The 22,967-nt window shown below is 56.2% G+C and carries 23 protein-coding genes; 4 read left to right on the top strand and 19 right to left on the bottom strand.

What is annotated here, in order from left to right:
• Positions 1 to 15 precede the first annotated feature (15 nt).
• The 3 genes from IDM49_RS01215 to IDM49_RS01205 are packed head-to-tail and all read left to right on the top strand — an operon-like array spanning position 16 to position 3,955.
• Positions 16 to 2,136, top strand: a complete 2,121-nt coding sequence (locus tag IDM49_RS01215; RefSeq protein ID WP_190724740.1) for a glycosyltransferase — start codon at positions 16 to 18, stop codon at positions 2,134 to 2,136.
• Positions 2,133 to 3,128, top strand: a complete 996-nt coding sequence (locus IDM49_RS01210) for a glycosyltransferase (RefSeq protein WP_228008135.1) — start codon at positions 2,133 to 2,135, stop codon at positions 3,126 to 3,128. The genes IDM49_RS01215 and IDM49_RS01210 overlap by 4 nt, the downstream gene beginning before the upstream one ends.
• A complete protein-coding gene (locus tag IDM49_RS01205; RefSeq protein ID WP_190724739.1) occupies positions 3,122 to 3,955 on the top strand; it encodes a glycosyltransferase family 2 protein in 834 nt (277 codons plus the stop codon). Before IDM49_RS01210 ends, IDM49_RS01205 begins: the two co-directional genes overlap by 7 nt.
• A gap of 43 nt (positions 3,956 to 3,998) precedes the next feature.
• Here the strand turns inward: IDM49_RS01205 and IDM49_RS01200 are convergent, their stop codons facing one another.
• The 10 genes from IDM49_RS01200 to IDM49_RS01155 all read right to left on the bottom strand — a co-directional run bounded on the left by IDM49_RS01200 (position 3,999) and on the right by IDM49_RS01155 (position 13,797).
• A complete protein-coding gene (locus IDM49_RS01200) occupies positions 3,999 to 4,826 on the bottom strand; it encodes an ABC transporter substrate-binding protein (RefSeq protein WP_190724738.1) in 828 nt (275 codons plus the stop codon).
• Positions 4,780 to 5,067 carry an ABC transporter substrate-binding protein gene (locus IDM49_RS01195; protein WP_190724737.1) on the bottom strand — a complete coding sequence of 96 codons (288 nt, stop codon included), beginning with the start codon at positions 5,065 to 5,067 and terminating at the stop codon, positions 4,780 to 4,782. Before IDM49_RS01195 ends, IDM49_RS01200 begins: the two co-directional genes overlap by 47 nt.
• 17 nt (positions 5,068 to 5,084) lie before the next feature.
• Positions 5,085 to 5,855, bottom strand: coding sequence for an ABC transporter ATP-binding protein (locus IDM49_RS01190; RefSeq protein WP_190724736.1), 771 nt, complete (start codon positions 5,853 to 5,855; stop codon positions 5,085 to 5,087).
• 2 nt (positions 5,856 to 5,857) lie between these two features.
• Positions 5,858 to 6,571: a FecCD family ABC transporter permease gene (locus tag IDM49_RS01185; protein ID WP_403215226.1), complete on the bottom strand. Its 714-nt coding sequence runs from the start codon at positions 6,569 to 6,571 to the stop codon at positions 5,858 to 5,860.
• Between the two features lie 569 nt (positions 6,572 to 7,140).
• Positions 7,141 to 7,542 carry a monovalent cation/H(+) antiporter subunit G gene (gene mnhG, locus IDM49_RS01180; protein ID WP_168614429.1) on the bottom strand — a complete coding sequence of 134 codons (402 nt, stop codon included), beginning with the start codon at positions 7,540 to 7,542 and terminating at the stop codon, positions 7,141 to 7,143.
• 3 nt (positions 7,543 to 7,545) lie between these two features.
• On the bottom strand, positions 7,546 to 7,884 hold the full coding sequence (locus tag IDM49_RS01175) for a monovalent cation/H+ antiporter complex subunit F (protein WP_190724735.1): 339 nt from the start codon (positions 7,882 to 7,884) through the stop codon (positions 7,546 to 7,548).
• Positions 7,881 to 8,537 carry a Na+/H+ antiporter subunit E gene (locus IDM49_RS01170; RefSeq protein WP_190724734.1) on the bottom strand — a complete coding sequence of 219 codons (657 nt, stop codon included), beginning with the start codon at positions 8,535 to 8,537 and terminating at the stop codon, positions 7,881 to 7,883. The genes IDM49_RS01175 and IDM49_RS01170 overlap by 4 nt, the downstream gene beginning before the upstream one ends.
• Positions 8,537 to 10,132, bottom strand: a complete 1,596-nt coding sequence (locus IDM49_RS01165; protein ID WP_190724733.1) for a Na+/H+ antiporter subunit D — start codon at positions 10,130 to 10,132, stop codon at positions 8,537 to 8,539. Before IDM49_RS01165 ends, IDM49_RS01170 begins: the two co-directional genes overlap by 1 nt.
• Positions 10,133 to 10,135: 3 nt before the next feature.
• Positions 10,136 to 10,735 carry a Na(+)/H(+) antiporter subunit C gene (locus IDM49_RS01160; protein WP_190724732.1) on the bottom strand — a complete coding sequence of 200 codons (600 nt, stop codon included), beginning with the start codon at positions 10,733 to 10,735 and terminating at the stop codon, positions 10,136 to 10,138.
• Complete coding sequence (locus IDM49_RS01155) at positions 10,732 to 13,797, bottom strand: Na+/H+ antiporter subunit A (protein ID WP_190724731.1); 3,066 nt, start codon at positions 13,795 to 13,797, stop codon at positions 10,732 to 10,734. Before IDM49_RS01155 ends, IDM49_RS01160 begins: the two co-directional genes overlap by 4 nt.
• A 374-nt stretch (positions 13,798 to 14,171) precedes the next feature.
• Between IDM49_RS01155 and IDM49_RS01150 the strand changes: the two genes are divergently transcribed.
• Complete coding sequence (locus tag IDM49_RS01150; RefSeq protein ID WP_168614423.1) at positions 14,172 to 15,515, top strand: uracil-xanthine permease family protein; 1,344 nt, start codon at positions 14,172 to 14,174, stop codon at positions 15,513 to 15,515.
• 95 nt (positions 15,516 to 15,610) lie between these two features.
• Here IDM49_RS01150 and IDM49_RS01145 read toward each other — a convergent pair whose 3' ends face one another.
• The 9 genes from IDM49_RS01145 to ureE form a co-directional block, all read right to left on the bottom strand.
• Entirely contained in the window at positions 15,611 to 16,324 is a 714-nt protein-coding gene (locus IDM49_RS01145) for a class I SAM-dependent methyltransferase (protein WP_190724730.1), read from the bottom strand.
• Positions 16,321 to 17,094, bottom strand: a complete 774-nt coding sequence (locus tag IDM49_RS01140) for an ABC transporter ATP-binding protein (protein WP_190724729.1) — start codon at positions 17,092 to 17,094, stop codon at positions 16,321 to 16,323. The genes IDM49_RS01145 and IDM49_RS01140 overlap by 4 nt, the downstream gene beginning before the upstream one ends.
• Positions 17,091 to 18,071, bottom strand: a complete 981-nt coding sequence (locus tag IDM49_RS01135) for an ABC transporter substrate-binding protein (RefSeq protein WP_190724728.1) — start codon at positions 18,069 to 18,071, stop codon at positions 17,091 to 17,093. The genes IDM49_RS01140 and IDM49_RS01135 overlap by 4 nt, the downstream gene beginning before the upstream one ends.
• Positions 18,072 to 18,086: 15 nt before the next feature.
• Positions 18,087 to 19,166: a FecCD family ABC transporter permease gene (locus IDM49_RS01130; protein ID WP_228008134.1), complete on the bottom strand. Its 1,080-nt coding sequence runs from the start codon at positions 19,164 to 19,166 to the stop codon at positions 18,087 to 18,089.
• 22 nt (positions 19,167 to 19,188) lie between these two features.
• Complete coding sequence (locus IDM49_RS01125) at positions 19,189 to 20,070, bottom strand: urea transporter (RefSeq protein ID WP_190724727.1); 882 nt, start codon at positions 20,068 to 20,070, stop codon at positions 19,189 to 19,191.
• Between the two features lie 18 nt (positions 20,071 to 20,088).
• On the bottom strand, positions 20,089 to 20,955 hold the full coding sequence (locus IDM49_RS01120; protein WP_190724726.1) for an urease accessory protein UreD: 867 nt from the start codon (positions 20,953 to 20,955) through the stop codon (positions 20,089 to 20,091).
• A 6-nt stretch (positions 20,956 to 20,961) separates the two neighbouring features.
• A complete protein-coding gene (gene ureG / locus IDM49_RS01115) occupies positions 20,962 to 21,576 on the bottom strand; it encodes an urease accessory protein UreG (protein WP_168614417.1) in 615 nt (204 codons plus the stop codon).
• 194 nt (positions 21,577 to 21,770) lie between these two features.
• Complete coding sequence (locus IDM49_RS01110; RefSeq protein ID WP_190724725.1) at positions 21,771 to 22,460, bottom strand: urease accessory protein UreF; 690 nt, start codon at positions 22,458 to 22,460, stop codon at positions 21,771 to 21,773.
• 3 nt (positions 22,461 to 22,463) lie between these two features.
• Positions 22,464 to 22,955 carry an urease accessory protein UreE gene (gene ureE, locus IDM49_RS01105; RefSeq protein ID WP_190724724.1) on the bottom strand — a complete coding sequence of 164 codons (492 nt, stop codon included), beginning with the start codon at positions 22,953 to 22,955 and terminating at the stop codon, positions 22,464 to 22,466.
• Positions 22,956 to 22,967 lie beyond the last annotated feature (12 nt).

The raw sequence follows: 22,967 nt of genomic DNA, 5'->3' as shown, positions 1-22,967 counted from the left end.
GGAAAGGAACTCTGCGTGGCAGTTTTATCTATACCCTCCCAGCACCCTTACGTGCGCTCAATTTACCCCCGCCTCACTGTACATGATGTAAAGGTATTAGACGATCCGCTCTTAGACCCGCAGGAGCCCGCGCGGTGGTGGCCGCATCCCGCTTTCACACCGCAGTGGTGGCAACAAGACACCGCCGACACTTCTTGGCAGGATAAACAGTCCATCGATACGGTGCATGTTCACTTTGGATTCGAACACCTCAGCGTGCAAGAAACCCGCGAATTTGTGGCAGAACTTCGCCGCCGTCGCATCCCACTGATTATTACTGTGCACGATATCGACAACCCGCACCTCAACGATCAAAGTTCTTACCACCAGCAGTTGAGGGTATTGCTTGAGGACGCCGCACGCATCCTCACCCTTACCCCTCTAGCATCTCAGCGACTTACCCAGGAATTTAACGTCGACCCTGCCCGTATTCAGGTGGTCGCGCACCCCCAAGTTGTCCCTGCCGAGACCACCGTACAGCCCGCACATCCACCCGTGCAGGTGGGTACTTTTCTTAAATCCGTGCGCTCTAACGTAGTTAGTGATTTTCAGTTCTACAAGGATGCCGCCGCGCAGTGCGCACAGCAAGGTCAGCGTCTGAGCGTCTTTATTCATCAAGATCAACAAGACACTGAACTATTCAAACAGTTAGAGAACTGCGCAGATATTGATCTACGAGCGCACGATGAATTTTCCGACGACCAGCTCTTTGCTGCAATCGTCAGCTGCCAGGCTGTCTTGCTCCCCTATCAGGGAGGCACGCACTCCGGATGGATGGAAATGTGCCGCGACCTTTCCGTACCCGTAGCAGTGCCTGATTGCGGTTGTTTTAGTGGGCAGGCAGATTCTGCGGACGCGGTTGCCACCTACCCCACGGGAGATGGCAATCTAGCCGGTAAAGCAGCATCGAACCTAGCTGCCCGCGGACATATTCCCTACCAAGGCAATCGAGCGCACCAGCTTAAGAACGCAGTTTCCCTTCACCACCAAATGGCTGAGGAATTGAGTGGTCAAAAGTTCAATATCGCCTTCGTAGCACCTAACAGGTTTCCGATTGTGGAGCCCTATGCTGGCGGGTTAGAAGCATTTTGTGCCAGCACGGTGCGTGCGCTGAGGGAGTTTGGGCATCGCGTTGATTTTTACGCCGCTCAAGGTTCAGCGGGAAACACCAAAAATTTTGAGTTTTCGGGCATCGACTGGACTGGTTACGAGCATCAAATGACCGACCACACCTACCCGCCCGGTGAACGAGAGAAAGAGGACGCCGAATTTCGCGTCCTCCGCCAGCGGTTAGAAAAAGACCTAGCCAACGGCATTATTGACCTGGTCTACAACAACTCGCTACACCCCGAGTTCTTCGGTAGCGCCTTGCATCCACGGCTCATCACCACCTTGCACACTCCTGCCTTCGAAGAAATGCAAGAAGGCATTGCACAGGCGGTCAGTCAGCACGGCGCAACCGGTGCCGGTGTTTTCACGGCGGTCAGCCAGGCAAGCGCATCCACCTGGGATTTGCCTGCTCCCGCGCACATTATCCCTAACAGCATGAACGAAAACCTATGGACGCCCGGCCCCGGTGGACAAAGAGCCGTATGGTTTGGTCGAGTGGTACCCGAAAAAGGCCCACATCTAGCGATTGACGCCGCGCGTCAAGCCGGTCTAAGCATCACTGTCATTGGCAGAGTGGGAGATCCCGAATATTTCGACGCTGAGATTTCTCCGCGACTAGGTACTGATGTCGAGATGGTTTCTGAGTGTAGTCAGCAGGAACTGCGCACCCAAGTAGGTAAGGCGGCAATCTGCTTTGTTACTCCACAGTGGGATGAGCCCTTCGGCATGGTGGTCATTGAGGCGCTAGCATGCGGAACCCCAGTAGTTGCCTTTGCTCGCGGTGGCATTCCCGAAATTCTGGCAGATTACCCTCAGCTTTTAGTAAGCCCAGCCGAGGGTGCTACCGGTTTAGCCAACGCGGTACCTCGTGCTTTAGAGCTGAGTCGCGCTGAATTATCCCGCTGGGCACACAGCACCTTTGGCAGTAAAGAACTCGCCAAACGCTACACCAATCTCTTTAGCCAGACGGTCGGTGAAGTACTGTGAACATTACCGTGGGAATGTATGCGCATCATCAGGGAGCCGGGCACCTGCAACGTTGCCGAGCGATTGCTGAGCATCTGAACGCGCAGGTCACTATTTTGTCGTCACTGCCCGATGCGGACATCGGCCTGCCCTTAGATACCGCCCCTGAGATTGAAAACTACGCCGAGTTCACAGCGGACAATACTTTGCACTGGGTGCCATTGCACGTGGATGGGTTAAGACAGCGAATGGCGTTGATTGCCCAGTGGATTCAGATCAACAAACCCGATGTTTTCTTTGTTGATGTCTCCGTTGAAGTCGCTCAGTTTGTCAGGCTCATGGGAGTGCCGGTGATTACTATTGCCATGCCCGGTGAACGCACCGATACACCACATCAGACCATGTATGCCCAAGCCACAGCATTAATTGCGGCATGTCCTTCTGATGCTCCCGTGCCTGCGCACCTGCAAGGTTTTGCGGATAAACTCTATGCAGTCGGTGGCATCTCTCGCTTTGAAGCCCAAGAATCGTTGACCAGTGAAAGCCCCTATACAGAAAAACCTAAAAAGATGCAGGCTGTAGTTCTTCAAGGACGCGGCGGAACAGCGTGGACGCAAGACTACTGGGACGCGGTGGAACTCGCCTGCCCTAGCTGGAACTTCACGGTACTTGGCGGAAACAACCGGGTGGAGAATCCGATGCCCTATCTCACGCACGCCGACGTCGTGATCAGCGCATCCGGGCAAAATTCGGTAGCCGACATAGCTCTGGCGGGAACGTCAGCGATTTTTATCCCGCAAGAGCGGGCATTCGGTGAGCAGCGGGCAACAGCCCGGGTTCTTGAAAACCTGGGATTAGCTACCGTCGTGTGGGATTTACCGCAGGAGAACACCTGGGCAGGAATCTTAGAACAAGCCTGCAAGAAACCGGCACAGTGGAACCGCTGGCAGGTGGTCGGTGGATCCCAGCGCGCCGCGCGCATCATTGAAGAAAAGGCAGAAAAAACATGGTGAGTCTCGTAACCCTGGCTGATGCCACGCGTCATCAACGCATTCAGAACCAGCATGTAGCATTGACACAATCAGCCCCGGATATTTCTCACGGCCTGGTGGTGCTCAAACACGAAGAATTCTCCGTTGACGGTGTTCAAACCATTGCGCATTTGAGCGACGACAAGCCGCTGCTCGCCCACGCGCGCAACACGGCAGGAGACTGGGCCGCCCAAAACTCTGACGATGAAATCATTATTTTTCTAGATGCTGACTGCCTACCGGGAAAACACCTGATCGAGCGGTATGTGCAGGCACTAGATGAACACCCGCACGCGGTGGTCACCGGCCCTGTGACCTATCTAGAAGCTCAGGACTCTACAGAGCAACAGGTAGCAAAGTACTGCGCCAGCCCTGCCACTTTGGACGCCGTGACCAGCCCGCATCCGGCGCGTCCGTACCCCGAAGAGGGCACCATGTTCGCGACCACCCCCGACCAGTACAACGTCTTTTGGTCACTCACTTTCGCCCTTCGAGCTAGCACATGGAAGAAAATCCGTGCCGAGTGGGGCGGATTCGATGAAGACTTCAAAGGCTACGGTGGCGAAGACACCGATTTTGGGTGGAAGCTACGCGAGCACGATGTTGAGCTGTGGTGGGTTGGCGGTGCGCACGCCTACCACGTGTGGCACCCCGTCTCATCGCCACCCTGGGAAAACCTGACAGATATTGTTGCCAATGCCAACACCTTCTATGAGAAATGGGGGCAGTGGGCCATGCTTGACTGGCTCAAAGAATTTGAAGCTGCCGGTGCGGTACGGCGCGTGAAAGACCGGTGGGAACTGGTCTAATCGTGGGCAGAGAGCTTTCACCGTTCAACGGCGAAAGTGCACTTTAACCCCGATTTTCAGTAAAAACCAGGGGGTTAAAGTGCACTCTCGGCGAATGTAAATTCCTAGAACTAGCTATCCGGGTACAGCGCCTTGCTGATGGTGGGACGGTGTCGAGGTTGCCCCAGGTTCCCGGCAAGGTGTCTGAGGACGGGATTGCCACCAGGCGGTCATCCTGCACTGCTTTGACGCCGCTCAGGTTCTTCTTTAACCACTCGCGAGTGGTCTTTTCATGTTCCTCGCTGGTGGTGGTGAATACAATGACATCCGGATTCTTCTTCAGCAGTTCTTCGCGTGACACTTCAGCAGCAAAGAAGTCTTTGAAGCCGGAATCTTCAGGATTAAAGACATTCTGCGCACCGGCGGCTTCAGCCATGCTGTGCTCAACACCAGCGCCGATAGCCGTCAGAGTGTCACCCTCAATATAGAGCTGCGCCAGGGTCTGCTTCTCTTTTCCCTCAGAACGCTTCTTAGCCTCATCCAGCTGAGCCTGAGCCTGCTCGGACAGCTTCTTCGCCTCGTCCTCCTTGCCCAGAATCTTGCCGTATGCCTCAATGTCAGTCAGCAAATCGCTCACCTTCGCGGTGGAGCGGTTATTAAAGCAGCCAGCTTCTGCAACGTAAGACGCCGCACCCGCTTCTTTCAGCTGATCCTGGGTTGCATACCCCTGTTCAGCGGTGAACTCGTAGGTGGTGGGTGAAAGAACAAGATCAGGGTTGAGTTTGAGCAAATCCTCGCGGGAGGGCGGCGCATCCTCACTGATCACCTGCGGGTTATGGCCTTGGCTAGTCAGTGACTCTGGCAGTTCTTTGCCGTTGGTCTGGGGCAACACCGATTACCTTATCGCCGGCGCCCAAACGCGCCATGAGATCAGCCTGTCCGGGGTTCAGCGCCACAATGCGCTCGGGATTAGTGGCAAAGTCCACCGGCTCACCGCAGTTTTCAAGCGAAACATTCTGCGACTGCGAGCTCTGCGCGGTGTTTTCGGTAACGGACTGCCCACAGCCGGTCAGCGCTACCAAGCCAGCAAGTGCCAAGGATACGTAAAAAGTAGTGGCACGCGTGTGCTTCATGGAATCTCGTTTGAGGGTTATAAGTGAGTGTGTCGTCTAAATGAGAGAGTGTGCCCGCCTCGCGGATCATCGAGTGCTACGGATTCCACGCCCAGCACCTCATCCACGAGGTCGGGCACAAGGACGCTGGTTGCCGAGCCGTGCGCGACCAGCTTGCCCGCTTGGAGGACGGCTACCCGGTCACAGTAGGCAAGAGCGAGGTTGACGTCGTGCAGGGCAGCCAGGGTGGTTCCACCGCGTGCGGTGACCAGGTGCAGAAGTTCGTGCTGAAAGCCCAAATCGGCGTGGTTAGTGGGTTCATCCAGAATCAGAACGGGGCTTTCCTGCGCCAAAACACGCGCCAGCAAGATTCTCTGCTTCTCACCGCCAGATAGCGATGAAAACGTGCGGTCAGCGAATTTCTGCGCGCCCACTTCTACGAGCGCGGTTTCGACAATCTCAATATCTCGGGGGGAATCCGCACCAAATCCGCGCTGGTGGGGCACGCGTCCTAGCATTGCCACTTCGCGTCCGGTCAGCGGAAAGTCGGAGCTGATTTCCTGCGCCATCACAGCGATACGTCGTGCGGCCTCTACTGAACTGAGGGACGCCACGTCCTTCCCACCGGCGAACACTGCGCCCTGTGTGGGCGGCTGTACGCGGTAGGCGGTCTTGAGCAGGGTGGACTTACCACTGCCATTCGGACCGATGAATCCGGTGACGGTGCCGGGTTCAACACGCAGGCTCACGTTATCAAGGATGCGACGTTGCCCCATGTCAACGGTTATATTTTTGAATTCTAAGTTCATGTTTAGACGTCCTTGGTTCGCATCAGCCAGAGGAAGAAGGGCGCGCCAACGACGGCGGTTAGGATGCCGATGGGGATTTCCACCGGCTCAGCTAGGGTGCGAGCTAAAAAGTCGCAGAGTCCCAAAAATGCACCGCCACCGAGTGCGTTCAACGGGATGAGTCGGCGGTGGTCGGCTCCCACTAGCATGCGCGTCAGGTGCGGGATAATGAGCCCCACAAAGCCGATGCCACCAGCAACAGAAACGGTGGCAGCCGTCAGCATGGCAGTCACCAGCAGAAGAATTTTGCGCAGGGATGAGACGTTGACACCCAGCGCGGTCGCGGTTTCATCGCCTACGAGCAGGGCGTTCATGGCGCGAGTCTTAAAGCCAACCGTCATCAGTCCGATGACCAGCGCGAGGATGGGTAGCGTCAGACTCTCCCAATGCGCTGCTGAGACAGAGCCCAGCATAAAGTGCAGGATGCTGTAGATGTTCTGGGCATCGGTGGTCATGATTAAGAAGTTGGTCACGGCGGCAAAGAGAGACCCCACCGCAACGCCCACCAGAATCAGGCGCGAGGGCATGATGATTCCGCGCTTGAGCGCCAGTGAGTAGACCAACGCAATGGTGATGGCAGCACCGATAAATGCTGAGACGTTCAGGGCAATGCCCGCTAGAGCCGTTGATCCCGCAACAATGGCCACCACGGCCCCGAGCCCCGCACCGGCTGAAATACCCAGGATGTATGTAAGGTTCCGCTAGCGGATTACGCACAATCACCTGCAAGATGACGCCAGCGAGCGAGAGCGCAGCCCCGGCCACGATAGCAAGTAGAACACGGGGCAGGCGGGAGTTCCAGACGGCTTGGTCTTGGGCAGGGGGATGCTGCCGTCGCTCATCCAGAGCATGCCGGGAAGTAGATGACCGAGGACGATTTTGGCGGCGGTTGCTGGTGAGGTACCCAGCGAACCGTGGGCGGTGGATGCGACCACCAGCGCGATGATGCTCAAGGTGGCAGCCAGCATCCACAGGCGACAACGGGCGGTAGCAGACAAACGCGTCCCCTCCCAAATTCTTATTGATAATGATTCTCAATCATAGTGGGAAGGGTGCGGGTTAGACAACGCCACGCACCGCCAGCTTATAACTGATGCGAGTAAGAATACAGATACACCGAGAGGGGAGCGATGTGCCATTTTTCGGGTGAAAAGTGGTACATCGCTCCCCTCTCACAAGAAGAGACAGTGGGTTTTCTAGCTGAGGATTTTTATTTCCTCGCTCACTCGGGAAGCCCCCAGCTAGCCTATGCCCTGCCGCCTTGCTGGTGTGGCATGCGTTCCTCGGCGGGAACGCCCTCGCGCTGTTCGGTTTCTAGTTCATCTTCAACGCGGGCACGCAAATCATCGCGCACCAGATCCTGACGGCGGAAGTGCTTATTGCGATAGCCCGAACGCGCCATCATGTGCGTTGAAATCGGAATGGTCAAAAACTGCAGGATGAGCGCGACCAAAAGAACCGGCACAACCTTCCAGGTACCCGCATCCAAGGCGATGCCCAGCAGCAACATCATCAGACCGAATACCTGCGGCTTAGAGCCGGCGTGCAGACGCGTCAGAAGATCCGGAAAACGGTAGAGACCAGCAGCCGCTGCCAGCGACATGAGGCAACCGATAATCATGCAGAGAGCGGCAATAATATCAATCATGGGTTAGCCCTCCTCAGAACCGGTTTCTAGGTTTTTCTCAACGTCCTTTTGGTCAACCTCTGTCACACGGTCAATCTCAGCGTTCACCGGGGCGTTGGATGCAAAGCGCGCCACCGTCACCGAGCTGATAAAGCCGATCATGGACAGAACCACGAGGATCGGCAGGTAAATGTAGCGGTCGTAGGCAAAGACCAGCAGGCAAATACCGGCGGCGATGATGGTGAGCAGGACGTCCGATGAAACCACGCGGTCCAGCAGAGTCGGGCCCTTCCACAGGCGGTAGAGGATGCCAATAGTTGCCACGGCAAGAATAATGCCGCACGCCCAAATTACTGCGGTCATGAGTCGTGCCCTCCAATCTCGTTAACAACGGTTTTGCGTTCGTCTTGCTCGTGAAGCTCGTGTTCACCGCGTTCTGCGGCGGTAACGGTGCGGGCGTAGTCTTCGTCGGTTTCTACATCCTCACGCAGCAGTGCTTCGTACTCGTCAGAGTGACCTGCCGCGCGCAGAATCATTGCCTCAATCTTCTGGGCGCTGACACGGTATTCCTCGACCCCTTCAGGGGTGTCCACGTCAATCACGTGCAGGTAGAGAATGGAGTGCGCGCGGTCGACGTCTACCACCAGCGAGCCGGGAATCAGTGAGAGCGCGTGCGAGGTTGCGGTGATAAACAAATCTGAGCGGGTGCGCAGCTCAACAGCAACCATCGCGCTATTGATGGGCTTACCGAAAGCGAAAGATAGCTTGGCCAGCTGGTAACTTGCCACCGTGACTCCCCAGAGAAAGTACGCAAGGAACTTCAGCGAGTGCCACAGATTAAACCTGTCAGACAGGTAGAGGCGCGGCATGCGGAACACGTAGGTGACAAGAATCGACAGCAGTAAGCCAAAGGCAACGTTGGGCACTGAGAAGTCCTGCCACAGCGCGCACCAGACCAAAACCAGCCAGAGTAGCGGCGGCAGTCCATGAAGAATGAAGTCTCTAATATGGCGCATTATTTGCCCCCGTTTTCTGCCCAGTACTGTTCAATGGTCGATGCGTTATCACCGAAGACAGCGTGTACGTAGCGGTCGGGTTCAAAGAGGTTGTCTGATGCGTGATCCGCCAGGTTGTACAGCGGGGCTGCCAGCAGAGTGATGGCTACGCTGACGCTGACCAAGCCGATGGTTGAGAACTTCATCGAGCGCGGAATGGGCTTGCGTGCGTATTCTGCGGGGTTTGAGGATGCTTCTGCCTCCACCAGAGCGTCAACGGGGTTGTTCGCTTGTTCGGCAGGACGCCAGAAGGCTTTGTTCCATACGCGTAACAGGGCAATGAGGGTCAGTAGTGAGACAAAGACGCCGACGCCCGCCATGGTGTATGCCTGCCAGGTTCCAACGTTCGCGCTTGCTTGCAGCAGACCAATTTTGCCGATGAAGCCGGAGAACGGCGGGATGCCACCCAGGTTCAGTGCGGGTACAAAGTAGAGCACTGCGAGCGTCGGTGAGATTGCCATGAGGCCACCGAGACAGTCGGTGTTGGTAGTGCCCGCGCGTCGTTCGATCAGACCAACCACCATAAATAGGGCGGTCTGGATAACGATGTGGTGGGCAATGTAGAAGACGACGGTGGTAAGACCGGCTTCAGTATTCAAGGCGATACCCCAAATCATGTAGCCGATGTGGCTGATGAGGGTGAAGGAGAGCAGACGTTTGATGTCTTTTTGTGCCAGCGCGCCGAGGATACCGACGAACAGCGTCAGGATCGCCACGATGGATAGCAGCGTGTTGAGGTGGCCACCGGGAAAGAGCAGGGTTTCGGTACGAATAATTGAGTAGACACCGACCTTGGTCAACAATCCAGCAAACACCGCGGTAACGGGTGCAGGGGCTGTTGGGTAGGAGTCCGGCAACCAGAGCGATAGGGGAAAGACTGCTGCTTTAATACCAAAAGCAATCAGAAGCATCAGGTGCAACTGCATACGTGTGCCCTCGGGCAAGGTGCCAAGCTTGAGGGCAAGGTCAGCCATGTTCACGGTACCTACGGATGCGTACACGAAAGCAATAGCAATCAAGAACAGCATGGACGAGACAATGGAGACCACCACGTAGGTGACGCCGGCGCGAATTCGCGGGGTGCTCGCGTTCATGGTCATAAGCACGTAGGACGCAAACAGCAGAATCTCAAAGCCCACGTAGAGGTTAAAGAGGTCCCCTGCCAAGAAGGCGTTTGAAACACCTGCAATCAGAAGCAAGTAGGTGGGGTAATACACCGAAATCGGCACTTCATCGTCTTCATCTGCCAGATGCTGACCGGTTGCGAAGATGAGCACGGCGAGGGAGACAATCAATGAAACTACCAGCATAAGAGCTGAGAGCTGATCGACAACCAGCACAATACCAAAGGGAGCGTTCCAGCCACCCAACTTCACAGCCTGAGGTTCGCGTCCCCACACTGCCACCAGCAAAGAAATGTCGAGGGCTAGAGTAACCGCAATAGCACCGAACGAGATAACCGCCTGCGCACGCGGAAAGCGCAACAGAATAAAGGTGAGTGCCGCAGCGAAAAAGAGAATCGCAACAGACAGTGGAGCCAAAGAAAAAATATTCACGGTTTAGCTCTCCTTTCCTGGTGCTGCTGATTCTTTCTCAGCCAAGTGGTGTTCTTTGTAGGCGAGGTCAATCATCTCGTCAGGCTTATCGGTGTAAGACTGAACCTGATGTAGTTTTTCTTGCTGGGTCTGAAGCTGGGCTTGCTCTTCAGCGATCTTGTCCTCTTGAAGTTTGCGGCTTTCTTCATCGCCCTCGAACTCTGATTCGTCATCGTCAATCGGGGTGTCCTCTTCGGTGTCGAAGTGGTCGCTGGTTGCAACGCGCAAGTCTTCGTCATCGTCCTGAATTTCATCGGCACGTGCCAGAACCCAGCCGCGGTAAATCATGCCGAGCACGAAGGCGACCATTGCCGCACCAATCACGATGGCGGTAAGCGTCAGCGCCTGCGGGAGCGGATCGGTGTACTGGTCAGCCGGAATGTCCTTCTCGTAGAAGGTCGGTAATAGCGCAGGCCCGCCCGCGTGAACAATCAGCAGGTTGGTTGCGTTTGAAATCAGCATGAGTCCGAGCAGGACGCGGGTAAGCGTGCGAGCGAGCACCAGGTAGACGCCCACGGCGTAGAGCACACCCATCACGAGAATGAGGCTCAAATCGATAATCATGAGTCTGCCTTTCGGTGGGGTGTGGTAATAACTTCTTCATCGATATTCACGGTGTGGTCGGCAATCGCGTCGTCAACACCCTGGCCGAGGCTGCGCAGAATATCGAGAACCAGGCCGATAACCAGCAGGTAGACGCCAACGTCGAAAATAATCGTTGTTACGAAGTGGACGTCACCGAACACCGGTAACCAGAAGTCATAGACATGGGAGGTAAAGGCCGCATCGCCAATGAGCAGTGGCCACACTACGTAGAGCACCGCAATCGCTAGACCGGCACCGAGGAAGGTACCAGCGCTAAAAGGCGTTGCCATGCGTAGCTCTGTGCCACCACCTGCGAGGTAGCGAATGGAGAACGCCAAACCTGCAATCAAACCGCCGGCAAAGCCACCGCCGGGCAGGTTGTGACCAGCTACAAGCATGTACAGCGAAACGATCAGCAAAGTGTGGAAAATCAGACGAGTCATGACTTCCATCAGTAGCGAACGTGATTCGGGGGGCAGTGTGCGTCCTGCCAGCAAAAATGGATTGCGTTCTTCTTCAACGTGCGCAAACTCGGCAGAGATTTGACGCTGTCGGCTCTGCTTACCCTCTGTGTATGAGCGCTCTACTACGCGCAGTGCCTCTGTCGTCGGGTGCGCACCTATCGAGTCGTTGCGTCCGCCAATAAAGATCAAGGACGCGACGCCGGTAGCTGCCAGTGCGAGCACGGAAATTTCGCCGAAGGTATCCCAGCCACGCATATCTACAAGTGTCACGTTCACAGTGTTGTAACCGTGACCGTACTCGTAAGCCAGCTTGGGCATCTCAAGAGAAATGGAATCCAGCGAGCGCGATGAGAACGTGAACATTGCCAGCGCCATCATCAGCACGGCAAAGCCAATAGCGATCACCAGGCGCGTGGTCTTGTTAAGCGGGTTCTTGCGCTCACCGACGTCCTCACGCGGCATTTCGCGGGGTAGGACGCGCAGCGCAAGCACGAAGGCAATCATCGAGATGGTCTCAACCAGCAACTGGGTCAGAGCCAGGTCGGGTGCCGAACGCAGGGCGAAAATCAGCACCATGCCGTAGCCGGTAACCGACACCATCAAGATAGCGAGGAAGCGCTTGCGAACGGTTGCTGCAACAATAGCTGCCACAATCATCACGATTGCGATGACCCATTGCACCGGTGATTCGGTCACGCGCACGCCCTTGAGCGGCGGGGTCTCCTGCACAAACAGCGCAACGGTTGGAACGGTCACTGCCGTCACCAGAATGACGGAGAGGTAGAACGCCAGCGAACCACGCTGGGTTTTCGCGGTGACCCATACGGCAACTCGGTCAAGCACGTCCATGACACCGCGGTGAATGTGACGCGCACGCGGCAGCTCAGGCAGTGACGTCTGGATTTTCTCAACCGGCTCGCGGAAGAGGAAAAACAGCAGACCTACGACCATGATTCCCAGCGATGTAAAGAGCGCAGGGGTAAGACCGTGCCACAGAGCAAGGTGAAGACCGTACTCACCAACAGTTTTCACATGTGCTGCAATGAGCTTGTGCAAGGGTTCGGGGTAAAGACCGAATACCACGGTGAGCAAGGTAAGAACGGCAGGAGCAGCTAAGAAACTGCCCTCAACCGAATGGAACTGGGTATCGGGGCTGTACTGGTTCTTACCGTGCTTAGCCAGCGCATAATCTACATCGGCGCAGTATTTAACACCTTCATCGAGCATGTAGCTCTCACGCTTACGAGCAAAAGCGCCCCAGACAAAGCGGGCAGAATACGCGAAGGTGAAGATAGAACCAATCACCACAGAAGCAAACGCAAAAATACCCGCCCAGGTTGAGAGGTCGTGAATCGCTGTTTCTAGCACAGCTTCTTTAGCCACGAACCCGGCAAACAGCGGTAGGCCAGCCATAGATGCCGCCGAAATCGCGCCCACTGCAAAAAGCTTGGGTGCTCGACGGTAGATACCCGACATCTTGCGAATATCGCGGGTACCCGCCTGATGGTCGATAATGCCCACGGTCAAAAAGAGAGCAGCCTTGAACATGGAGTGTGCCAGTGTCATAGCGATTGCCGCATAAATCGCATCCGGAGTTCCCAGCGAAATAATGAGCGCTAAGAAGCCCAACTGCGAGACAGTACCGTAGGCAAGAATGAGTTTGAGGTCGAACTGCTTGAGCGCCACATAGCCACCAAAAATCATGGTGAAAGAACCCAAAATAAGAAGGGTGTAATGCCAAGCATCCACCTGAGCAAAGGCAGGCGATAGGCGCAACAGAAGGTAGATACCGGCCTTCACCATTGCCGCCGCGTGCAGGTAAGCACTCACAGGGGTCGGTGCAGCCATCGCGCCCGGCAACCAGAAATGCATGGGAATCAACGCTGATTTAGAAACGGCACCGGCCAGAATCAATATCATTGCCGTAGACAGCAGACCCAAAGAAATATTGCCGTGACCAGCCTGAATGTCCGCAGCCCAGTCAGCACCGCGCAGCGTCCACTCGTGCAAACTGTAGCTGCCCAGCGCCTGGCCAACAATGACCAAACCAATGAACATGGCAAGACCGCCGAAGGTCGTAATAGTCATCGCCTGCAAGGCCGAACGACGCGCAGACAAACGCGTACGTGAGAAGCCAATCAGCAGATACGACAAAATGGTGGTGATCTCCCAGAAAATGAACATCACCAAAACGTCGTCAGAGGTCACCAAACCAAACATCGCACCGGCAAAGCCAAAGAGGTAGGCAGCAAACGCCCCCACGCCCTTCTGCTTAGGCGAGAAATAGGACGCGCAGTAGAACAGCACCAGCGAACCCACGCCCAGCACCAGCAAGCACATGATGAACGACAGAACATCAAGACGGAAGGTCAGGGAGAGGTTCAGCTGAGGAATCCACGGCACAGACTCAACCCACGCGTCCTCACCGTGAAGGATGCGTGAAGTTTGAGTCAGCACAGCGGCAAGGCTGAGTGCGGGTACGACTGCAAGTGCGTAGAAGGTTTTAACGCCAAACTTCTTAAAAAGGGCAGGAGTCACCAACGAACACAGAAAGAAAGCAATAAGAATTAAGGTCACGAGTGGGCCTTACATGTGTCTGGGGTTTATCTTTACTCAGTTTAGCTAATAAAGTGCACTGAGTGTTATGGTGGGTTCCACAAAATAAAGCTCTTTTTATGGGAATATGCTGTTTTTTCTGCTTTTCGCGCGGTACAAACCTTGGTATAAAATAACGTTTATGACGCCGGCGCAAAACTTACCCCGAACGACCGCGTCCTTTCGAAGGTGACCACAAAAACATCAGAGTGACCATGATAACGTCAATGTACACCGTTTTTCCCGTGGGTTTTGACGCTTTTGTGGCCACTGCGGTGTTTACGTGGTCACCTCTAAGGCAAGCAGAGTAAACTAGCCACGATTTATCTCGCACTCTATGGTTTGGATGAACTCTCGTGGCATCTTCTCGCTCTCCTTTTTCATGGCAGCTGCACGGCAACGGCAAGGCTATTGCCCCCGGCGCAGTTGTTGCTCCGCATGAACGTCTTTCGTGGGGTCGCACTATCGGCATTGGCGCGCAGCACGTGATCGCAATGTTTGGTGCGACCTTCCTTGTGCCCCTGCTGACCGGTTTTCCGCCGGCGACTACCCTGTTCTTCTCGGGTATCGGCACCATCATCTTCCTGCTTCTGACGGCAGGACGCGTGCCCTCCTACCTGGGCTCGTCCTTCGCCTTCATCGCTCCCCTGGCGGCAGCGTCCAACCAGTACGGCCCCGGCGGCTCACTGGGCGGCATTGTGATGGCGGGTATTTCGCTGTTCATCATCGGTTTGATTGTGCAGTTTGCGGGCACGGGTTGGCTGACCAAGCTCATGCCACCGCTGGTGACCGGCTCTATCGTGGCGCTCATCGGCTTCAACCTGGCGCCGTCCGCTAAAGACAACTTTATGAAGGCACCTATCACCGCGCTGGTCACGCTCACCAGCATCGTGCTGATTTCGGTCATTTTCAAGGGAATGATCGGACGCCTGTCTATTCTTCTGGGCGTCATCATCGGCTACATCACCGCTGTCCTGCGCGGCGAAGTAGACTTCACGACCATTCACCAGACCTGGGAATCCGAGGGTCTGATTGGTCTGCCGCACTTTCAGCATCCTGAGTTCCACTGGAACCTAGCTGGCCTGTTTATTCCCGTGATTCTCGTGCTGGTTGCCGAGAACATCGGCCACGTGAAATCGGTGGCGCTGATGACCAACACTAACCTGGACGCCTACTCAGGACGCGCGATCATGGCTGACGGCCTGGCAACCACCGTTGCGGGCATGGGCGGCGGTTCAGGCACCACCACCTACGCTGAGAACATTGGCGTGATGGCGGCGACCAAGGTCTACTCCACCGCCGCTTACTGGGTAGCTGCAATTTTCGCGATTCTGCTGTCTATCTTCCCCGTTTTCGGTGCCGCCGTGGCAACCGTGCCCGCGGGCGTCCTGGGCGGTGCTGCAACCGTTCTTTACGGCATGATCGGTATGCTCGGTGTGCGCATCTGGGTGCAGAACCGCGTGGATTTCTCTAACCAGGTGAACCTGACCACCGCGTCCATCGCTATGATCATCGGTATCGCCGACTACACCTGGGAGTTCAGCAACCTGCAGTTCGCGGGCATTGCCCTGGGTACCGCCGCCACCCTGGTGATCTACCACGTCATGGCAGCTATCAATAAGGGAACCGGTGCCGCTGGGGCAGACCCGCTCACGCCGGACGCGACCGACCCCAAATCTCCGGAAGCGGCGGCGCACTAGCGTCCTCGCGCCCCGACCAACCACATACGAAATGCCCGAGCTACACATGAAAATCATATGTAGCTCGGGCATTTCGTATGTAGCAACGGTTATATCTAAGGACGCGTCGCGCTCACTAGGTACTGCAGGGTCGGCTGATGCCCGGGAGTAGCGCCCTGGGCTAAGTCCAGTTCAAGCACCTGGGTCAGCTCGCGCACCTGAATGTCGATAAAGCCCGCCCGCTCAATGACCGCAACGGTTGATTCGATGCTTTGCGCCTCGGCCAGCGGCAGTTCTGCGCGTACGGTTTCATCGTAAAGTTCAGCGAAGTTTTCGGTCTTATTCTCATCCAAACCGCGAGGAAACCAGGGCGCATCGATTACGATCAGTGTGCCACCGGGAACCAAAAGCCCTCGCCAGTTTTTCAACGCTTCAACCGGGTGGCGGAGCGTCCACATGAGGTAGCGGCTGGTGACCGCGTCGAAGGTTCGCTCACCAAGGGTGAGTGCTGGCTCAACCGCGTCCGCCATGATGAATTCAGGACGCTGCTGCTCGGGTAGATTGAGAGCCTCGTGTCTTGCGATCTCCAGCATCTGTTCTGATAAATCTACGCCTGTGACCTGTTTGCCCACGTCAGAATGCACGAAAGCGAGAAATCCTGAGCCTGTGCCGATATCAAGGACTCTCTGCGCATGAGAGGGCAGGGTATCGCGGATGATGTCGCCCCATACTTCACGGTCAACATTTTTACGGTCTGGACGCTGTTGCAAGCGATGGTAGGTTTCAGCTCGCTGATCCCAGTAGGCGTTGATTGATTCCTGTGCGCTCATGAGCTCCCTTCGGGGTTACGCGGCTCGAATAGTAGGTGGGTTTTGCCTTGGTGTTCTATGCGATGAACGGCCATGTCGTAAACGGGCTCTAGATACGCAGGCGTCAAGACGTCGCCCACGGGACCTTGTGCGACCACGCGTCCAGAGTCGAGGAGCACCACGTCATCGCAATATTGCGCGGCGAGATTGAGATCGTGCAGAACAATCACGGTGTTACGCGAGTTGGTGCGAATCAGTCCCAGCAGCTCGTGCTGGTGTCTGATGTCGAGGTGGTTGGTGGGCTCATCTAAGAAGATGTAGGGCGTATCTTGCGCTAGCGATCGGGCGATGAGAACGCGCTGTTTTTCGCCGCCGGAGAGTTCTGCAAAGAACCGCTGGGCAAGGTGCAGAGCATTGACCGATTCAAGACTGCGAATGACCTTTTCTTCATCGGACGCTCCCGGTCGCGCGAACATGCCAAGGCGAGGGGTGCGACCGAGCATCACCATCTGCGCAACGGTTAACCCGGGTTCGCTGTCTCGTTCTTGAATGACGGTAGAAACTTCCCGCGCAAGTTCTTGAGCCGAGTAGGACCCTAGGTCTTTTCCGCCGATGGTGACGCGTCCTTCAACCGGTTTTAAACCGCCGCTGAGGTTGCGAATCAGTGTTGATTTTCCACTACCGTTAGGGCCCACCAGTCCCAGCACCCGCCCCGCTCGCTGTTCAAGATTTACACCGTGTAAAACAGTCTGAGTGCCGTAGGCGTAGGTGAGGTTCTGCGCGCGAATCACTGATAGAACCTTTCAACAATGCGTTCAAGACCGTCCACCACCAGAGGGGTTGCGGGTTCGGTGAAGTTCATGAGTTGAACCAGCATCTGGTTGTCGTGCACAGCAGTGATTGAGTCTGCGCCCGGTAGGTTTTTGACGGCGTCAGCGACGGCCTGTTCATCACCCTCCGAGTAGAGAAGAATCAGCACGTCGGGGTTGCGGTTAATCAGTTCTTCGCCGGTGACTTCAAAAACGCGCTGGTCAACGTCACCGAAAACGTTCTTAAAACCGGCAGCTTCTAGCTGAGGTTCTGCCATCGATTTGCTGCCGTAGGCGTAGGTAGTACCGCCACCCACCGTGGGGTAAAGGACGGCAGCGGTGCGTCCGTCGCCGTCACCCACCTGCTTTTTCACCGCGTCCACTCGGGTTTTGAGGTCGCTGATTGCAACGTCCGCCCGGTCTTTTTTATTAAAAATAGTGCCGTACGTTTCAAGCTGATCGTAGATAGAGTCAAAGCTTTGATGCTCGGGGGCCCCGCTTTTGCACATAGCAGGTTCTTCAATCAGCGGGATACCAAGTTGCGAAAGGGAAGCGCGGTCGAGGTTATCGACTTCACCCAGTACGAGGTCTGGTTGCTGGGCAATCACCGTGTCTTTTGAGATGTTCAGGTGGCCACCGGCATCTAAGTCGTCGGACAGCATGGGAATCTTGTTCAGTTCATCGCGGGTTGCCTGATCGTAGTACGCGTCTGGGTAGGCGCCCGCGCGGGCTACCACCTGGTCAAGTACACCGAGGTCGTGCAATGCCGGAACAGCTGCGGACTTGAGCAAAACCATGCGTTCGGGTGTTTTATTGAAGGTGACGTCAGTACCGCAGTTCTGCACGGTCACCGATTCTCCCGATGCCCCAGCCGAGGAATTTTCTGCGCTAGAGCATCCTGTCAGCACAAGTGCTCCTACAGCTGCCAGCGCACCAACAACAGTGAATAAGTGTTTCATAAAGCTTAGGTCTTTCTAGGAGTACGAGCGCATTTTCTTAATCAGTACCAGCAAGAATGGTGTGCCCACTAAGGCGGTAAGGATGCCGATGGGTATTTCTTGGGGTGCTAAGACCGTGCGCGCTACAAGGTCTGCAAGGGTGAGCAGGGTTGCACCCATCAGGGCGGCAATGGGTAAGGACGCGCGATGTAGGGCACCGGCGCATCGCCGGGCAAGGTGCGGGATGATGAGTCCAACAAAGCCGATACTGCCCGCTGTGGCAACCACTACGCCCACGTTAAGCGAGATGATAACGAGCAGGATGAGGCGGATTTTCTCGGGTGAGATACCAAGGCTTACCGCCGATTCATCGCCAACAGATAGGACGTCAAGGTGTTTGCTCATCGCCCAGAAAATAATCCCGGTAAGTGCAGTAATAATGACTGTTGCTGTCAGCGGAGTTCCCCAGGCGGCAAGCGAGAGTGAACCGAGCAACCAGAACATCACAGAACGCGTACCTTCGGCATCGCCGCTAGCAAAGATTAAGAAGCTGGTAACAGCGTTGAGAGCGTAGCCCACAGCCACACCAGCCAAAAGCAGACGCAGGGAGGTAATGCGTCCGCCCGTCCGAGCTAGAAGGTAGACCGCAATGGACGACGCTAGCGCCCCTAGAAAAGCGGTTGCTTGTAGAGCATGAGCACCAAACGCACCAACGCCTGCACCAAAGAGAATCGCCAGTGCAGCACCCGCTGAAGCACCCGAGTTAATGCCGAGCAGGTATGGTTCAGCCAGAACATTGCGTACCATCGCCTGCAAGACCATGCCGCTCACGGCAAGACTCGCACCGACAACTACAGCAAGCAGAACACGCGGTAAACGCACCTGCCAGATGATGGCGTCCACAGAAGGTGACCACGTAATTGGGCTGTGAGGGGTGAGAGTATGGTGCGCAATAACGTTGAGAGTTTCCCCCAAGGTCAGCGGCACAGCGCCTACAGTAATCCCTAGAAAAGCGGCGACCGCGAGCGCTATCAGGAGCACTGTAGCCCATACCAGTACGCGGGTACGCAAGCTTTTGAGCCCCAGCGGGTCATCTTGAATTTTCTGTTGTTGCACAGTCACTGAGATAGAGTAACGCCTATTTCTGGGCGGTTGGTGTGAACTTTGAGCCTACCAGCATCACAATCCACATGGAGAGCAGGAAGGGCCAGGTGTAGACGGGAATCGGGGTCAGTGCCAGCAGGGGTTGGATGCACAGGGTGAGCAGGATGCCCACGGTTGCACCGGTGATGCGCGCTGATAGCGGGCGGTCGTTCCAGAAGGTGGCACCGATAGCGATAGAGACGAGCACCGCGCTGTAACCGAAGAGTCCGGTTGAGGTGGTAGCAAGACCGCCGTGCACCAGAGACGCGATGAGCAGGCTCAGTACGCTACCCCACAGGGCGAAGCCACCAAGCACGAGGGATGCGGCAAACAAACCTGCTGCAATCAGAACGCCCGTCACCGCACCGTCAGCAAGAACAACCTCGGCGATGTTGTTGGTGAGCCCCACATAAACCCCGTTCACGCCGGTTCCGGAGCTCAACGCACCGCCGGTTGCTTTGAAGCCTGCGAGCAGGGTGATGAGGATGCCGGTGACAGTGCAGAACGGTGCGGTAGAGACAGGAAGTGCCGCACCGCGCAGAGCTTTGGTGGCAAAGAGCTTTTCAAAGGCAAACTGCACGGGGGTGCACAGTGCAGCACCGACCACTGTCATTGCTAAACCGATGGGCCAGTTCTGCAACTGAACACCGGCGGCAGCACCAACGAGCGCGCCGTTGAAGCCAAAGAGACCGTCAGTCACAGCCTCAGGCCGCTTCACGGCAAGACCGGTCAGTGTCTGCACGAGAGCACCGAGTGCCATAAGCACGGCAGTACGCAGATCAAAAAGTGCAACGCCTGCAAGAATCAGGACGCCGGTGGCGGAGCTTCGCGCAAAGTAGATTTGGGAGACACCCCGTAGAACATCCTGAATCTTCATGGTTCGTGTTTCCTCTTTTTAGTGCTTTCGTAGATCAAGTTTCGCCTGGTAACGCCAGGTTTTACGGGTGAGGTTAATGATGTCCTGGTGCAACTGAGCAATGTCGGCGGTGGAGTTCGCCAGGGAGCGCACCGCCACGCAGTGCACACCGTGAGCGTCGCGTCCTGCACGGGTGATGCCAGAGAGCGTATTGGAGCCTTCCACCATTGCCGCCAGCTCGTCATAGAGGGCATCGTCGATGAGGGCGTCCGCTAGGAGTAGCTGCCCGGTGTGACTATGCCCCTCCATGAGCCCGACGCCGCGGATATCACCGAGTTCGCTGGGCTTGAGGCGCAGCTGATCAACCGCTAGACGCTTGTCACCGCCCTCCCCCGTCACGCGAATTTCGGTGCGCATACGCAACTCTTGGTATTTGAAGGACGAGCCGTCCGGCGCCCAGCCCGGCGTGATGATTTCTGACATCACTAGCGAGGCGGTAGGATCCATGGTCACCAGTGTGCGCTGTTTGTACGCGCCTTCACGGTAGACAATCAGCTGGTCAGGCACATACTCGAAGACAGCGCCGGGGCCAAGATCCACCGTCATCTCTTGGTAGGCGGGACCCTGCGGAGTCTTGTACACCTTGGTTGCCGACTGCGTGGTCAGCAGTAGTGACGCGCCTTGCTCAACCTTCAGATCCAGCAGGTAGCGATCCGCGCCAAAATATGCACCGCCGGGGTTAATGGCGGTGTAGGTGACCTGCCCGGACGCATCCAGGTAATGCGGGCGAAGAATACGCAGCGCGCCCTCGTGGTACTGGCTCGTAGCCACCGAACGTCCATTGCGTTCGGTGACACCGAGCTTAAGCACGCCTGCCCAGTTATGGGTTTCGTGTTCAGTAGCCATCGAAAATTAGGATGCGAGGTCGAGCATGAGCACGTCGTGGCGAATCCAGTTCTCCACGGTCTCAAGGCCTTCGTCGGTCTTCAGGTTGGTGAAAGCGTAGGGCTTGTTCTTGCGGAAGACCTTGGAGTCGGCTTCCATAACGTCCAGGTCAGCACCCACGTGCGGTGCGAGGTCGGTCTTGTTGATTACGAACAGATCTGACTTGATCATGCCCTGACCAGCTTTACGCGGAATCTTCTCACCCTGCGCCACGTCAATCACGTAAATAGAGAAGTCAACAAGTTCGGGGCTGAAGGTTGCCGAAAGGTTATCGCCACCGGATTCCACGAAGATGATCTGCAGGTCATCAAAACGCTTCTTCAGCTCTTCAATAGCTGCCTCATTCATCGAGGTGTCTTCGCGAATAGCGGTGTGCGGGCAACCGCCGGTCTCAATACCAATGATGCGAGATTCAGGGAGCACGGAATTGCGCGCCAGAATCTTAGCGTCCTCAATGGTGTAAATATCGTTGGTGATTGCAGCCATTGAAATTTCATCGCTCATAGAACGTGAAATGCGTTCAATCAGCTGGGTCTTGCCGGCGCCCACGGGGCCGCCAATACCAATAATAATCGGATCCATAGTCAAACCTTCTTTCAAAATCTTCTGGTTTAAAAACTTCAGTGGAGTGAACCACTTGCGAGTCCGCGATGCACTATCGCCAGCTGGCATCGGGGCTGGCGTGAATCGCTTCCGAGCGCCCCGCGCGAGTGAAGCGAGAGGGACTGCTGGCGATAGCGCATCGCGGAATCGCTCTATCCCTAGCAGCCTTACACTTAACTCATAAACAGACGCGCGCGCTGACGCTCGTGTTGCATCTGCGCGATTTCAAGGCCGGGGGCAATAGCGCCCAGGTCTTCCTCATCGAGCGCAGCAGACTCCTCAACGGCGCGGGCAATCCACTCCTGAGCCGCACGGATCACGCGCTGACCGGTGTTCTGCCCCAGCGGAATCGCGCGCACAGCGTTCTGCGTCAGCGAGATAACGGTGGCATAAAGGTGTGACGCCACGGCCTCGTCCACCGGCACCTCAAGATCACGCGCAATCACCCCCCACACAACAGCCTGATGCGAGTAGAGACTGCCGTCCGCTACCCCGGCGGCGTAAGCGTCCGCCCATTCGCTGGGGTATGACGCCGACGCCAAAGACAGCAGACGCTTGCCCATGGTGATGCCGCCGTCGCGAATCTGCTGCGGTAGCGCCTGAACGGTCACCAGCTCATCAAGGTCAGCGACGTCGTCGAAAGAGTGCGCCGCGTAGGCCATACGAATAGCCAACGCGTCCGTGTAGGTGAGCTGCTGTTCCACAAACATGCGCATCCACGCTGAGAACGAGGCTTCGTCCTCTAGCTCTTCGCGGTGCATGTAGGGTTCAAACCCGAGGGAGTGACTAAATGCGCCGGTGGGAAGGGCTGAGTCGGTTAGCTGCATCATTCCCAGCATGGATGCCAGCGATGTATTCACCATGTTCTAGTGCGTGTGCTCAGCGTGGCGGAAGGGCACGGGCATGACGCGTTCTTGACGCGAGTACGCGACCTTGTGGTGCTTGAGGAAGTCTTCGACGGTGTGGTCATACTGCACAACCATGACTTCAGCCTGATATTCGCTGTCGGTGTCGAAGAACTGTGCCTGAAGGTGACGGTTGCCCAGTGAGTGCGCCACGAACGCCATTTCTACAATGGAGGACGCCGCGATCACCAGCACGTCGGTGGGCAGTACCGAGACCACAATGGCATTGCCGTGCTCACCGGAATCTTCAAGCGCGAGAATATCGCCGTCTTTGAGATCGGGTGAGCTGGCGGGCAGGCGCAAACCTACCTCGTTATTGTGGTCGGTGGTCAAACGCTGAATGCGTTTGACCAGGTCAGCACTGGGCAGGACGACTTTTTCAAGGTGGCGTCCCTCAACCAGCGCTGCACCGTCAGCCTCGTGAGTATTGCCTAGAATTTCGGTAATAATCAAGAATTTTCCTTC

This window comes from Rothia terrae, assembly GCF_014705925.2.
Taxonomy (GTDB): Bacteria; Actinomycetota; Actinomycetes; order Actinomycetales; family Micrococcaceae; genus Rothia; species Rothia terrae.
The sequence above is the reverse complement of the archived record's forward strand: the minus strand, read 5'-3'. Positions and strand labels throughout refer to the sequence as shown.

Excerpts from the sequence above, each read along its gene's own strand:
- IDM49_RS01170 (WP_190724734.1), bottom strand. The coding sequence starts at position 8,537 with ATGCGCCATATTAGAGACTTCATTCTTCATGGACTGCCGCCGCTACTC.
- mnhG (WP_168614429.1), bottom strand. The coding sequence starts at position 7,542 with ATGATTGATATTATTGCCGCTCTCTGCATGATTATCGGTTGCCTCATG.
- IDM49_RS01120 (WP_190724726.1), bottom strand. The coding sequence starts at position 20,955 with ATGGCTACTGAACACGAAACCCATAACTGGGCAGGCGTGCTTAAGCTC.
- IDM49_RS01160 (WP_190724732.1), bottom strand. The coding sequence starts at position 10,735 with ATGATTATCGATTTGAGCCTCATTCTCGTGATGGGTGTGCTCTACGCC.
- ureG (WP_168614417.1), bottom strand. The coding sequence starts at position 21,576 with ATGGATCCGATTATTATTGGTATTGGCGGCCCCGTGGGCGCCGGCAAG.
- IDM49_RS01135 (WP_190724728.1), bottom strand. The coding sequence starts at position 18,071 with ATGAAACACTTATTCACTGTTGTTGGTGCGCTGGCAGCTGTAGGAGCA.
- IDM49_RS01145 (WP_190724730.1), bottom strand. The coding sequence starts at position 16,324 with ATGAGCGCACAGGAATCAATCAACGCCTACTGGGATCAGCGAGCTGAA.
- IDM49_RS01190 (WP_190724736.1), bottom strand. The coding sequence starts at position 5,855 with ATGAACTTAGAATTCAAAAATATAACCGTTGACATGGGGCAACGTCGC.
- IDM49_RS01125 (WP_190724727.1), bottom strand. The coding sequence starts at position 20,070 with ATGAAGATTCAGGATGTTCTACGGGGTGTCTCCCAAATCTACTTTGCG.
- IDM49_RS01110 (WP_190724725.1), bottom strand. The coding sequence starts at position 22,460 with ATGGTGAATACATCGCTGGCATCCATGCTGGGAATGATGCAGCTAACC.
- IDM49_RS01175 (WP_190724735.1), bottom strand. The coding sequence starts at position 7,884 with ATGACCGCAGTAATTTGGGCGTGCGGCATTATTCTTGCCGTGGCAACT.
- IDM49_RS01195 (WP_190724737.1), bottom strand. The coding sequence starts at position 5,067 with ATGAAGCACACGCGTGCCACTACTTTTTACGTATCCTTGGCACTTGCT.
- IDM49_RS01205 (WP_190724739.1), top strand. The coding sequence starts at position 3,122 with ATGGTGAGTCTCGTAACCCTGGCTGATGCCACGCGTCATCAACGCATT.